This is a genomic window from Acaryochloris marina S15 (genome assembly GCF_018336915.1).
Classification (GTDB): Bacteria; Cyanobacteriota; Cyanobacteriia; order Thermosynechococcales; family Thermosynechococcaceae; genus Acaryochloris; species Acaryochloris marina_A.
Genome location: NZ_CP064923.1, coordinates 3,364,191 through 3,378,042, shown reverse-complemented (window position 1 = coordinate 3,378,042; position 13,852 = coordinate 3,364,191). Strand labels below are relative to the sequence as shown.

Here is a 13,852-nt window from a genome sequence, read left to right as displayed (position 1 = left end):
AGAAACCCCTCTACACGGTTGCAAGTGTGCGACGAGGCACTTGATAGTTCAGGAAATCATAAGCTAACTCGGTATGGGGAAAGATGGCACTTGCTTCCGCCAAAAGTTCTTGTAACCCAGTTGCACCATTAGGGGCATATCGAGGGCTAAAGTGCGTTAGGAAGAGTTTTTTAGCCCCTGCAGTCTGGGCAACTTGTGCCGCCATTGTAGAGGTCGAATGCAGGCGTTGATAGGCTAATTCGGCTTCTTGATGGGAAAAGGTGGATTCATGAATTACAACATCGGCATCCCTTGACAACTCAACCGCTTCTGGACAATAGATTGTGTCGGTGCAGTAGGAAATTTTTCGTCCAACCTCTTGAGGTCCACAAAAATCTTGGCCTAAAAAAGTGCGCCCATCGGGCAAAGTAATGCGTTCTCCCCGCTTTAAGCGCCCATATAGTGGTCCTGCAGGTATTCCCATGCTGATGGCTTTATTAGTATCGAAACGGCCGGAGCGATCGCATTCTTGTATCCGATACCCAAAAGCCGGAACCCGATGTTTCAGCGGAGCACAGACAACTGAATAATCTTGATCCGAAAAAACTTCTCCTGGTTGAACCGTATGAACTTGTATCGGATAAGAGAAATGCGTTTGAGAATAGCGTCGACAAGCTTGCAAATATTCCTCTAAACCTGCAGGACCATAGATATCAATCCGTTCCGTATTACCAGCCAAACCACAGCTCGCTAACAATCCCATCAAGCCAAAAATATGGTCCCCATGCATATGGGTGATAAATATGCGTCTGAGTTGGCTGCTCTTCAACTCACTCCTCAACAGTTGATGTTGAGTTCCTTCACCACAGTCAAACAACCATATCTCTGCCCTTTGAGGCAATCGAAGGGCAACACTAGAGACATTGCGTGATCTCGTAGGCACTCCTGAACTTGTACCTAGAAAGGTAATTTGCAAAACCCGACTATCCTTATACCTGATTTACTGTTTAGTCTATTTTCCCCGATCCTTGTTATACCCCAACAAATGAGCCACTACTCTCTAGTCAACGGTATTTGCTAGGCTAAGACCAATTCAAACCCATGAACCCATGCGCGATCACTACCTTGAACTCCTAGATCAGATTGTTGCAGATACGTTGAAAGGCAATATTCGCTCCAAAGAGCAGATTTACCACATCTTAGAAGCAGAAATTAGCGCTGGGACTGGAGAACTCTTTGAAAGATGCTTACAAACGCGTATAGATGCACTTAAAGGACTGCTAGAAGCTGACGATGAACTCAAGCAAGCCAAAGCCATTCGTAAGCAAAGAGCCCTCAAGACCATCCAAAGTGAATGGGAACGATGGCAAAAGCAAAACCAGGGTAATACCGTATTGACCAATCTAGTTCAGGCTTTATTGGTAGCGCCTGATGAACAGAGATTACAGCATCTATTAATGGTGCTCGATCCGAATCAGAAAGAAATTTTAACTTTAGACCAACTTCGCCAGCTAAAACAGTCACTTGAGCAAGAGAGTCACTCCCCTAATAATCTGGAACCGTCTGAATCAACTGCTCTAATTGGGATAGCAAGAGGACTCCAACAAGGGTTGGACTCGTGGCAACAAATTGAGACCCAAGTGGTGAACTGGATCTACAGCCAGAGCCAAAGCTCCCTTGGATTTGGGAATATTACTGAACAACAGGGTCCCTGGAGCCATTGGGCCAAGACGGTCGATAGTCAATTCCTCCAGCAAGTCTTTATGGACTTGGCCCAACATCAGGAAATTACAAAAGCCGGAATCGGACAACCTGTTCAGATTAGCGATTGGCTAGAATTAGCTCTAGTTTTGCAAAAACTGCAAACTAACCTTGTCCGCTGGTTTGATCAGCAACCCTATGACTCCAAAGCAGGCAAACGTCTTTCCATCGCTACCTACTTAACCTTCACCATTGTCTGGGGGCAGCTTTCACAACGGTCTCAACAATTAGGACAACCCATTCTGACCGAAGCCTGTTTTCAAATGGCATTGCAAGGGTTAGTCCACTTTGCTCAACAATCCTACTTCCCCCTATACGGTGGATTGTTTACAGCCCTTTCAGGTGAATCGCTACAAACCCTCCTAGACTATCTGGATAGTCCCTTGAAACAAACCCCTAACACAGGCATAAAAGCTCGTATTCTCATCCTTTTGGGGTATACACAACAAGCTCTTGGCCACGATGACCTAGCCCTCAGTTTTCATGAGCAATCGCTGGAAATTGCTCGTGTGGCCCAAGATCTCCGTTGTGAGGTTGCTAGTTATAACCACTTAAGTCGAACCTATCTCTCACAACATGAGTATTCTGCAGCGATCACCAGCAGCCAGAGAGCCTTAATTCTTGCCCGTCAAGGTGGAGATCGATTGGGAGAAGCTAATGCTCTCGCCAACTTTGGTTATAGCGAAGTTCTCCATATTCAGGCCGAAGACCCATTAGATACTCAGCGATATGAAAACGTCCTTCCTTATTTAGAGCAAGGTCTACAACTCTCTGAGCAACTGGGAGATCGTCCCAGTCAGGCGTTGTGTACTAACAGCTTGGGCATCGTGCTAGTCATCATGGGTAAATATCAAGCAGCCATTACAATCCTTGAGCAAGGAACACGTATCGCCGAAATTATTGGCGATCAATGGCTGGTCAGCCTCAATTATTGCTACTTAGCAGAAGCCTATCGTGAACTCGGAAATATTGAAAATGCTATTTACACCGGTAGCTTAGCCATGTACTTAATGTTTCAAATCGAATCATCAACCTGGCGTCAACCCGCTGGCTTACTCAGCATCCTTTATGGACAGCTAGGTCCCGAGGCTTTTCAGGAATACCTAAGTCATCTTCGAAAGCAATTGCTGATGATTATTGGCGTTGATGGTTATGATTATTTACCAAAACTGTTAGCAGAATATCGGCAATCCTTAGCTTAGGACATAAACTCTACATTTCTTGAACAACCCATTCTGATAAAAAGACAGGCCCATAGTTTGAGGAGGTCAAGAAAAAGTATGGGCCAGAATCTAATAGTTTTGGGAATAGGCAGAATACCGTAGCTCTTTGAGATGAAGCTCCTTAATTCGTTTGTACTGCCACTGCAAACCGATAATCATGACGATAAACAGCATAAAACCTGGCTCCTCCATTTGTGAAAAAATTAAGCCATGGGCTAAAACAGTTAGCCAGCAGAATTTGGAGAAGTCATCCTGGCATAAGTAAATAAAAACCAAAATATACAGAAATAAATAAGCACCTAAGCCAAACAATCCTGTATCTCCCCAGATCCCTGCCCAACCGAATAAGGGTGAGAACATACTGGACTGATCTCCTAGCCAACTATCACTTACAGCGCCCCAAACGGCACCACTTGCCGGATGAATGCTAGAGCCTAGAGGGGCTAGCAAATCTTCATACTCTCGCAACATCCAGCCCCCTAGCCTACCGACAGAATGTCCTGGGCCTAAACCCAGAAACATATTCAATGGAGTCTCATAGAAAGTAGGAATGATTCGTAAAGAAGCTGTTTTTAATAACGTTGCTTCACCATCAGAACCATATATGTCTGGTCTCATCCAAGTGTTAAAGGCTCCAAAAGCAGGTACGTTCTGGACACACCACAAAAAAACAACCGTGAAAATAAGACCAGGAATCAGGTATTTAAGGGTTTCAACAATATCTTTAGTCTTCGAAAGAAATAAAATCCCACCCGCAATTATAAAAGTGAATAATACCTGCTTTGCATCTGCCAGGAGCATTCCCCAAAAGGTTGCAAATAGCACCGATATTCTGATCCAAATGGGTGCCGCCTTCGCAAAGAAAAAATAATATAACCCAAAGGTCAATCCAACCGAAGCACCAACAACATGTCCTGATCCAGATTCATAAAATATTCCTTGTACATAATCTGGATTGCCTGCTTTAGGATGACGTCCGAGCACAATAAATAAAAAGTATTGGCCATATATCAAAAAGATATGAGAGAAGCAAAATCGGATCAACCATTTCCGAATAAACTCATAACTCTGGATAGATAGAGGAATACTTGTTATAGCTAAAAGCAAGAGGAAAGGCTCTACTTTAAGCAAGTAATCTACCACCAAATTAATAATTCCAGCCTGATTGATCAGAGCGCTAGCAGTCATGATTGTTAGGTAGACTAATAACCCAGCAATAACTAGCCAAGCAATATTAATTTGTTTGGCATCTTTAGATTTACTTTGCGAAATTGCTAGAATACAAGCAAATGGAACAGCAATGAAATGAAGAAAATTTAGTGGTTTTGGAGCACCCACAGTGGTAATAATACGAGGCAAAAATGCTGTCGCAAAAGCTACCAGGATAAGTGTAGAAGTTCTATAATAATTTTGGCGTTTAATATTCGTAAATTGATTAATACTCATTTTTTTAATTTGTAAATTTAGAAGGCATTAATTACTGGCAGCCATTTGATAAATTTCAATGAGTTGTTTGTAATTAGCCCCTGCTGTATATTTCGCTTCAAACTCTTTTCGGACTTCTATTCGCATTTGTTGCAGTTCATCAGGATGAGAAAGAGCCCATTCAACTTGCTCTGCTAAATCTAGAGAATCACCAGGCTGAAACTGTAAGCCAGTTCTCTTATGTTCTACTAATTCTGCAATTGCACCAATCTGGGAAGCAATCACTGGAGTTCCCTTTGCAAAGGCTTCTATCGCCACCCTACCAAAGGTTTCATACCATTTAGAGGGGAAAATCAAAAAGGAGGCTTCACCCATTAGTTGGTGAACCTCATCAATTGATTTACGGCCTAACCAGGAAATATGGGGAGACTCTTTTATCTTGTCAAGAACTAATTCGGATAAAGGTCCATCGCCAACAATGCGAAGGGGAAAAGGGGAATGTAACTTATCCCAGGCAGACAATAGCGTGTCTAGACCTTTCTCAACGGATAGCCGACCCACATATAAAGCAAATTCGCCTTTGCCGGAGCCGACACCAGGATCTGGGTTAACAAAATTTGGTTTGACGATAATCTTATTGGCTGGCAAACCACCTTGGATTAATTTATTCCTAGCAAAGTGAGTCAGTGCAATGTACTTATCTACCTTTCGATCCCATGTTTTCAGCAAACGGTGGATGCTGATCATGCCTGCGGTAATGCCACTCGCTAAGCGATTATTTCGATAGCAGCCATGGATTACTCCAGGCAACGGGATAGCCTTATTGAGACAGTCTTCACAGACATTCCCTTGGCGAAAAAATAGAGCATTGGGACATAACAATCGATAATTTCGGATTGTTTGGATGACAGGGACCCCTTCTGCTTGTGCGGCATAATAGACAGAAGGTGAAATTAAAGGGAAAGAGTTTTGGACATGAATAACATCATAAGAGTGTTGTTGTAGTTTCTTCCTCACCGCTCGGTAGGACTCTTGAGACCAAATTGTTTGGGCAGCGAGTTGTAAACTCCGATATGAAGGGATCGAAATGTTGTCTTTCTCATATTCATCGACGAGATGTCCCATCTCTCTCAATAGAGATTTCTCAGATTTACAAGATTCGTCTTCACCTCCTCGAATTTTGTAATAGTTGTGAACACTAAGAATACGCATACAGTGGCCTATTTCAAAATCCAAGAAAAATTAATGCAAGCCGATAGATATTAAAGTCAAGATCGATGGTCTCACCCTTATGCGGTGACTGAATTGCGGAAAAACAACCTTCTACTATTACGACCTATTCGTTGACCCAGATTTATCAGAGAGAGTTGCAGGGATGGTCAAAAAGCTCTAGATTTCGCCACTCAAAACAGATTCATAGATTCCTTCTAATACCTTAGTTTGTTTTGCTCGATCAAATTGGGTTTCAACATGTTCACGCCCTTTATAACTCATGGTTTGCCATAGGGTGTGATCTTGAAATAGACGCACCATAGAATTAGCTAGGCCTTGGGAATCAGCCTCTGGGGATAAATAGCCAGTTACACCATCAACAACGGCTTCAGGGATTCCAGCATGCACTGTACTCACAACCGGTAATGACATCGCTTGTGCTTCCAGAACAACATTCGGTAATCCTTCTGCATCTCCTTTTGACGACGTAACGCTAGGTGCTGCTAATAGGCGTGCTCGATTCATCCAGGATTTCACTACTTCTGGTGGCTGAACCCCCAGGAATTGATATCTTTTAAGACTCTTTTGAGCTATTGTTTCTAACTCAGATCTGAGGGGCCCATCGCCAATGATGACTAACTCAACATCAGAGCATTCTCTCTGGACCATAGACATGGCCTCAAGCAGATACTTACATCCTTTCTTCTCGGTAAGACGTCCCACGAACAAGACAATGGGTCCACGAGCAATGTTTGGATCTGCCCAAAACTTCTGGATATCAACACCATGATAATGGTTGAGAATCTTGTCTTCAGGAAATCCCTGAGCTATGAGTTTCTGGCGTATAAACTGAGAGACGGTGAGGAATAGTTGCGCTTTGTTCTTGAGGGTCTCTTTTTTCTGAAAGTACAGCCAATGATTCAATGAAGTGTACTTCGAATCTGCTTCAGATATAGTGGCATCTGCTCCTCTATAGTGAACAATCAGAGGAATATCCAGAGCTTTGACCCAAGGAAGCATGAGTACACCACTTAAACCAAATTGAGCATGGATCAGTGCTGGTTTCAATGCCTTGATCTGCTGATAAAGTTGGGGAGCAAAACCGGTTAGTTTAAATACCTGTTCTTCAATCTTGCCGAGAAGATTACCTTGATTAACAACCAATGTCCTCTCTAACGGTAATTCCAGTCCTTCAACTCTGCGAGACCCTACGTAATAGGCCGTAAACCGCTCTAGTTTTTCTGCTGGATCTCGGATGAAAGTTTGAGATGGAGGTAATAATAAACTATTAAAAATAATGATATTCATCAGAAAAAGCGACTCTCTACCTGCTGGAGGGCAAAATGCATCAATCTGTGAGGGAAATCATTAGGTTATGGGTAAGCGGCTTCCAAGAGTTCTTGGTAAAGCTGAGCTTGAGCCAACCCTTTACTTTCCCAGCTAAACTGGGTCTGAGCACGCTCTTGACCCGCCTGACTACAGCGTTGCCAAAGATCTGAATCTCCAGAAATTTGTACCATGGCAGCTGCTAAATCATCAATGACCTGTTGTGGAGTTTGTACAGAAATTTTGAAACCCGTTTCTTCCGTTACATGAATGGCTGGACCTCCTATGTTCAGACATATGACTGGGCACCCTGCAGCCATTGCTTCCAGACATACAAGACCACCAGACTCATGCAAACTCGGGTGGATCAATGCCAAGCATTCCCCTAACTTATTAAGAGTTTCTTCTCGAGAGAGTTGAGACCAGAATTTAACTTGGTGATCAATTTGAAGTGTTGTTGCTAGTTGTTGTAAATGTTGACGTTCAGGGCCATCACCAATAATCCAATATTCGGTATCTTCAGGTAAATTAGCTTGTGCAAAGGCCTGCAACCCCAAGTGAAACCCTTTCCAATGTAGTAAACGCCCAATACTGACAAATCGCGTTGTCCGCTTATGATTATTCGATTTGAGGTTTAATGTGGCAATTTCGCTTGTAGACAATCCTAATTGCGAATAAACCTCTACTTCAGAAGCACCGAGAGCCTTTAGCCGATCCACGGTATCTTGGGTGGTACCTCGGGCAAGGGAACTTCTTACAGCTGTCTGATGGACAAAAGGATCTACTTCTCCTAGTCGACGGGCAGAATCACGAAGGATTTCATAGATCTTTCCCCGAAGGCTGAAACTTTGCCAAAACTTATCAGGCGTGGTTTCTCCGCCACCTACCGGCCCCCAAATGAAAGGAGGGGGTAAGAAAGACAGAAAGCTTGGGGTTGAATATCGAACATAAGTCACATGGTGGACAATATCGAAATTGACTTCTTCATGTAATTTTTTGGCTACCCAGTAGGCTTTTAACTGCCAGAGATAATAGTGTAGGTGAACAATTCTGAGGTTTTGATTCAGCTTGGCTAGAACTTGCGATGGTTCACAATAGATAAAGTTGAGATCTGCAACAGGATGTTGACTGAGTTCAGTGTCTATAGGGACTTGATTATTTCCTCGAGTTAATACCCAAATACGATGGTACTTGGATAATTCAAGCACCAAATTCCAACCCACTCCAGGCTCAGATCCTTCATGGGGTCGGCAGGCATAAGCAGAAATCAACACATTCAAGCGTTGAGACATTAGCAGAAATCACCTTTATTGCAATGTGCCTTTAGCAACGCTAGCAAGGAATTCTGCTGCGGCTTCAGGAGTATATTGAGCCATGATTTGTGATGATCGTTCTCCCATACGCTGACTTAAGGATGGATCATCTACAAACTTCTTCATTACAGATGCAAACGCATTTGTATCATTGGGATCGAATATATAGCCATTATCATCATTTGCTACCAGCTCCGAGGCTCCAGCGAACTGGGAGCAAAGAATGGCCTTACCTACAGCCATGGATTCTAAGACAACCATCCCCCATGTGTCTTCCAAAGTCGGTAATACGAATATATCTGCATAATCAAAATAAGCCCCTAATTTCTGATAATCGACTTTTCCTATCCATTGGATGTAGTCTTCTAAGCTATGAGTGTGGCAATATTCCTCCAATTCTTGCCGCTGATCGCCATCTCCCACAATCATCACTGTAAAAGGCTGACACCCGGCTTGGACTAAAGCGTCACAAGCTTTGAGGAGTAAAGAAATCCCTTTGCGAACACTGACACTTCCAACAAATATAAAAATGGGTCGTTTAAACTCAAGATGACTTAAATCTTCCCCTGCCGAAGAGGCTTGGAGGGCATTGCCGGACGGCACCTCATAAGGATGTAAATGAACGAGCTCAGCAGACGCTGCGAGGAATTCTTCTAAATATTTCTTGCCAGCATGACTATTGGTAATACAGGCATCCGCTGCCTGGACCATCGCTTTGCGAATAGATAATCGAAGGCTCGAATTACGATAATCAACGCCTGGTGAACTGCCTTCATAGGCAATCACGACCCGCCATTTGCCGATGGGTTTAGACAAGAGTGCCAGGATAGTCCAAACGCCAAAGGAGTTGCAGAAGATAACGTCAGGCTTAAATTTTAGTAAGCGATTGACAATATTTAGGGGCATGACCGTGAAATTGTCGCCGTAACTAGCCGTTGATTTTCGTAAGGCAACAACCTTTCGTTCACCGACAATGTCAACTTTGAAGGCATTTTCATATCCGGGTGCAAATCCTCTCCAATTTGCCACAAATGCCTGAGTATCAGGGTTTATATCTGAGAGGCTTTTGAGCATCGGATGCCAGTAGTCAGCTGCTGAAGTTAAAAGCCAAGCAATACGAAGATTTTTCATTTCAGGTATGGGGGTAGAGCAGTTCCAAACTCAAGACATCAACTAGTAAGGCGTATATGAGGTTTATTTGGGCTTCGTATTATTCATACATTTCAATCATGGCTCTTACTTTTTCAGATTACCCCCAAATGCAGAATGGATATTGTCAAGTTTGAGTTATGACATATTTGACAGAATTAACTGGCAGCGATGAATTTGTGCCAATACTATCTGTTGTTCGCTGATCTGCTCCAACATAAACATAAGATGCTCTGGGCGCAGGATAGTCCCATCATTACGGCAACTGCCAATATAGTTTATTTGAGTTGGATTAACTGAACCCAAATTCAAGGAGAAAAGGCGATCACGCAAATTGACCACTTTCTTTTTCCCAGATTTGGTCGTTTGCTCAAACAAAATTTCTTTTGCCTCCCAGATTTGATCGAGCCAGATTTGCCATTGCTCAGCATCGATGGATGAGTCATCGCTGGCTGTGACGGTTAGCAAATATTCAGCTTGCCCTACCGATTGAGTGGCAGAGGACGCTTTGAGATCAATGACTTCAGCTTTATAGATAGGGATGTCAGTAGGCAAAAACGTATCTAGCGTTTGTCGAAAGGTCTCAATATTGACGCATTCCGTTAGCTCAAAATCGACGATCTCACCTGAACTGGTGGCCCCTAACATCAAGGCGTTAGCTGGGGCAATTCGAGGACTGGGATGAAATCCTCCCGTGTAAGCGATAGGAATTTGAGCTCGCCGCACAATACGGTCCAATAGTCGCAGTAAATCAAGATGGCTAACCAATGCCATATCTCCTTGCTTACCGAACCAGACCCGAATGCGTTGAACACGATCTTGGTTGGGAACGAAGTTGCCGTCAAAAGCAGGAATCGGTTGAGGTGGAATAACGACGTTATGACCAAAATCAACGCTACAGACCCCGCAGTGAGAGCAACCCTCGAAGGAACAATCAGGGACAGTCGCTGCTTCTAAGGCTCGCTTAAGATCGTCTTGCAACCATTGTTTATCGATGCCTGTATCCAGATGGTCCCAAGGTAAGGACGTGTCTAAATTCTGGAGAGGTTGAGGAATATTCTGTGAAGAGGCTTCGTTGTTCAGAGATGAAAGATCAAATAGATTCCATTCTCCTTGTTCGACTTGGCGATATTTCCAGGTGAGATTCGCTTCTGCGATCGCATCGGTCCATGCCTCAAATGCCTGACCTAAATTCTCCCACCAGGAATCCATGCCAGCCCCGAGTTCCCAGGCTCGTTTAACCACCGGAGCCAAGCGGCGATCGCCTCGGCCGACAAAATCTTCCATTGCCGAAATCCGCACATCCGTGAAGTTTACCTTCACCCCTTTTAAGCGCCTAAACTCAGCCCGCAGGAGATCTTGCTTACGCTGGAATTCCTGGGTAGACACGGAATGCCACTGAAACGGGGTATGGGGTTTAGGGGTGAAGTTAGAAATGGTGATGTTGAAGTTAAGACGTCGCTTGCCTTGACCTTGGCATTCTCGGCGCAGCCACCGAATCGTTTCAGCGATGCCTAAGACATCGACATCCGTCTCGCCGGGTAAGCCAATCATGAAATAGAGTTTGACCTTGCTCCAGCCCTGTTCATGGGCAGTTTTAATCCCCCGCAACAGCTCCTCATTGGTGAGGCCCTTATTGATGATGTCCCGCATCCGCTGAGTGCCGGCCTCGGGGGCAAAGGTCAAGCCCGTCTTGCGAGTTCCACCAATAATATTGGCAATATCTTCATCAAACCGATCCACCCGCTGACTCGGCAAAGACAGGGAGACATTTTCATCTTTTAGTCGATTCTTGATTTCCATCCCTACAGAGGGGAGTGCTAAATAGTCTGAACAGCTCAGGGACAAGAGCGAAAACTCGTTATACCCCGTCTCTCGCATTCCCGTCTCAATGGCATCCACCACCTGTTCCGGTTCAACATCCCGAGCGGGGCGGGTCAGCATGCCTGGCTGGCAAAAACGACAACCACGGGTACAGCCCCGCCGCACTTCAATCGTCAGACGATCATGGACAGTCTGAACGTAGGGGACCAAGCCAATGGAGTAGGCAGGCATAGGATCAGCCACCCGCCGTAAGACTCGTTTAGGCACATCAGGGCGGTTAGGATGGACTGCCCCATCGTCAGCCATATCGTAAAACTGAGGCACATAAACGCCAGGGATTTGGGCTAAGTCTAACAAAACGGCTTGACGGCTTAACCCTTGGGCTTTGCCTTCTTCTAAAATCAAGCCGATTTCAGGGAGTAGCTCTTCGCCATCCCCCAAGGCCACGAAATCGAAGAAATCTGCATAGGGCTCGGGATTAGATGTGGCGGTCTGCCCCCCAGCAAAAATCAGTGGATAGGTGGCAATGTTTGCCTTACCCCAATCTGCTTCATTGCGTTCTTGCCAAGTTAAGGGGATTTCAGCAAGATCCAGCATCTCTAGAATATTGGTAGCACCGAGTTCATAGCTGAGGCTAAAGCCCAAAATGTCATAGTCAGCCAGGGAGCGCTTGGTCTCAACGGCAAAGAGTGGCGTTTCGGTCTCTCGCAATTTGGCGGCTAAATCCGCAGCCGGGAGATAGGCGCGATCGCACAATTGTCGCGGCTGGGCGTTCAAAATGTTGTAGAGAATAATATGCCCAAGGTTAGATGCCCCGACTTCGTACACTTCGGGGTAGGTCAATACCCACCGCACGGCAGCCGTATCCCAAGCCTTATGCACAGCGCCTAACTCGTTACCTAGGTAACGAGCGGGCTTCATAATGTCAGGCGTAATTAGCGATTCAACAGCTACAGGCACAGGCAATCTCAAACTTCAATGTTAACCGTTCAAATCTACTATAACGAGGGACAACTCGAGTCAGAGATCAGCCGTCATATTTTTTATGCCTCTCAATTCAGAATGGCCTCTATATTGATAAAGTCAAATCAGTAGGTCAATCGAGCAGTTCAACCATGACAAATGCAACGCCAACTCCCGTTATCGTCACTGGAGCCGCTGGCAAAATGGGGCGGGAAGTGATCAAAGCCGTGGTTCAGGCGGATGATTTGAGACTCTACGCTGCCGTTGACCACAATCCTGAAGTGTTTAGTTTAGATGCGGGAGAACTGGTTGGCCTTGAAACTTTAAATATTGAACTGACCAACGAACTCGAACCGGTTTTGGCGGCAGCAGCTCAAGAAAAACAGCCCTGTGTCATGGTGGACTTTACCCATCCCAGCTCTGTTTACCGCAATATTAGATCTGCGATCGCATATGGTGTATTTCCCGTGATCGGCACCACCGGACTCAGTGATAAGCAGATGAACGATCTGATCGAATTTACTGAAAAAGCCAGTATGGGCTGTTTGGTTATTCCCAACTTCTCCATTGGCATGGTGCTGTTACAACAGGCAGCCGTTCAAGCTTCTCAATATTTTGACCATGTTGAAATTATTGAACTCCACCACAATCAAAAAGCAGATGCACCCAGTGGAACCGCCGTTAAAACTGCTCAGCTACTCGGTGACTTGGGTAAAACCTATAACCCCGCCCTCGTCGAAGAACAAGAGCATTTAGCAGGAGCTAGGGGCAGTTTAGGTAGCGAGAATATTCGAATTCATAGTATTCGGCTGCCTGGATTAATAGCTCATCAGGAAGTCCTATTTGGTGCCCCGGGTCAACTCTATACCCTGCGGCATGACACAAGCGATCGTGCTTGCTATATGCCCGGTGTTTTGCTCTCCATTCGCAAAGTTACCCAGTTACAAACTCTGATTTACGGCTTGGAGAAAATCCTGTAACTCACCTAAAAATTTAGCGATACCCGTAACACTATTGGGAAGGCCCTCTAGGCCGACAGAAGCTCAAATTGGGGCGAAAAAGTTTGTCTATGATTACCCTCTATGGCCTAATTTCTAACAGGCCAATATTGGCAAAGACTTGCATGCTTATTGGTGGCTTCTATGGAACATTAAGGTCGAGTATGTGAGTATAGTTAAAGACAACTTAACTGTTCTTAAAATATTCAACTCACATTATGTCAGCAGCAATTCAGTTTATCCGGGGCGTTGATGAAGAGGTCATCCCTGACGTACGGTTAACGCGAGCTAAAGATGGTACTTCAGGCCGAGCTATTTTTTACTTCGAAAACCCAAATCTGATCCAAGAAGGGAAATTGGATGTCATGGGTATGTATTTGCTAGATGAGGAAGGAGAGTTATCCACTATAGACGTGAACGCAAAATTCGTAAATGGTAAACCTCACGCGATTGAAGCCAACTACGATATGAGATCTGAGGAAGAATGGAACCGATTCATGAGATTTATGAATCGTTATGCAGAATCCCACGGTCTAGGGTTTTCAAAAGCTTAGGTAGCAGTTATTACTCAACGAATCACCTTTCCGTCAAGTCACTTCGCTGTGCAACAGAATATATACATTCGAATAGGCCTTTGCACAGCGACTGTTGGGATTTTCTACCCATTTCTGGATTGCCT

The 13,852-nt window shown here is 44.7% G+C and carries 10 protein-coding genes; 3 read left to right on the top strand and 7 right to left on the bottom strand.

The window, feature by feature from the left end; genetic code table 11:
* Positions 1-10 precede the first annotated feature (10 nt).
* Positions 11-955, bottom strand: a complete 945-nt coding sequence (locus tag I1H34_RS15700; RefSeq protein WP_212661970.1) for a ribonuclease Z — start codon at positions 953-955, stop codon at positions 11-13.
* Between the two features lie 133 nt (positions 956-1,088).
* Between I1H34_RS15700 and I1H34_RS15695 the strand changes: the two genes are divergently transcribed.
* The gene (locus I1H34_RS15695; protein ID WP_212661969.1) at positions 1,089-2,942 is read left to right on the top strand and encodes a tetratricopeptide repeat protein; all 1,854 of its coding nucleotides are present in this window, start codon (positions 1,089-1,091) and stop codon (positions 2,940-2,942) included.
* A 90-nt stretch (positions 2,943-3,032) separates the two neighbouring features.
* Here the strand turns inward: I1H34_RS15695 and I1H34_RS15690 are convergent, their stop codons facing one another.
* From I1H34_RS15690 to I1H34_RS15665, 6 genes are all read right to left on the bottom strand, one after another.
* A complete protein-coding gene (locus I1H34_RS15690) occupies positions 3,033-4,409 on the bottom strand; it encodes a hypothetical protein (RefSeq protein WP_249369290.1) in 1,377 nt (458 codons plus the stop codon).
* 27 nt (positions 4,410-4,436) lie between these two features.
* On the bottom strand, positions 4,437-5,600 hold the full coding sequence (locus tag I1H34_RS15685; RefSeq protein WP_212661968.1) for a glycosyltransferase family 4 protein: 1,164 nt from the start codon (positions 5,598-5,600) through the stop codon (positions 4,437-4,439).
* A 177-nt stretch (positions 5,601-5,777) separates the two neighbouring features.
* The gene (locus I1H34_RS15680) at positions 5,778-6,908 is read right to left on the bottom strand and encodes a glycosyltransferase (RefSeq protein ID WP_212661967.1); all 1,131 of its coding nucleotides are present in this window, start codon (positions 6,906-6,908) and stop codon (positions 5,778-5,780) included.
* 65 nt (positions 6,909-6,973) lie between these two features.
* The gene (locus tag I1H34_RS15675; protein WP_212661966.1) at positions 6,974-8,218 is read right to left on the bottom strand and encodes a glycosyltransferase family 4 protein; all 1,245 of its coding nucleotides are present in this window, start codon (positions 8,216-8,218) and stop codon (positions 6,974-6,976) included.
* A gap of 15 nt (positions 8,219-8,233) precedes the next feature.
* Positions 8,234-9,370, bottom strand: a complete 1,137-nt coding sequence (locus I1H34_RS15670; RefSeq protein ID WP_212661965.1) for a glycosyltransferase family 4 protein — start codon at positions 9,368-9,370, stop codon at positions 8,234-8,236.
* A gap of 156 nt (positions 9,371-9,526) precedes the next feature.
* The gene (locus I1H34_RS15665) at positions 9,527-12,172 is read right to left on the bottom strand and encodes a TIGR03960 family B12-binding radical SAM protein (protein ID WP_212661964.1); all 2,646 of its coding nucleotides are present in this window, start codon (positions 12,170-12,172) and stop codon (positions 9,527-9,529) included.
* Between the two features lie 155 nt (positions 12,173-12,327).
* Between I1H34_RS15665 and dapB the strand changes: the two genes are divergently transcribed.
* Entirely contained in the window at positions 12,328-13,155 is an 828-nt protein-coding gene (gene dapB / locus I1H34_RS15660; protein WP_212661963.1) for a 4-hydroxy-tetrahydrodipicolinate reductase, read from the top strand.
* Between the two features lie 236 nt (positions 13,156-13,391).
* A complete protein-coding gene (psb28, locus tag I1H34_RS15655) occupies positions 13,392-13,727 on the top strand; it encodes a photosystem II reaction center protein Psb28 (protein WP_212661962.1) in 336 nt (111 codons plus the stop codon).
* Positions 13,728-13,852: the final 125 nt, after the last annotated feature.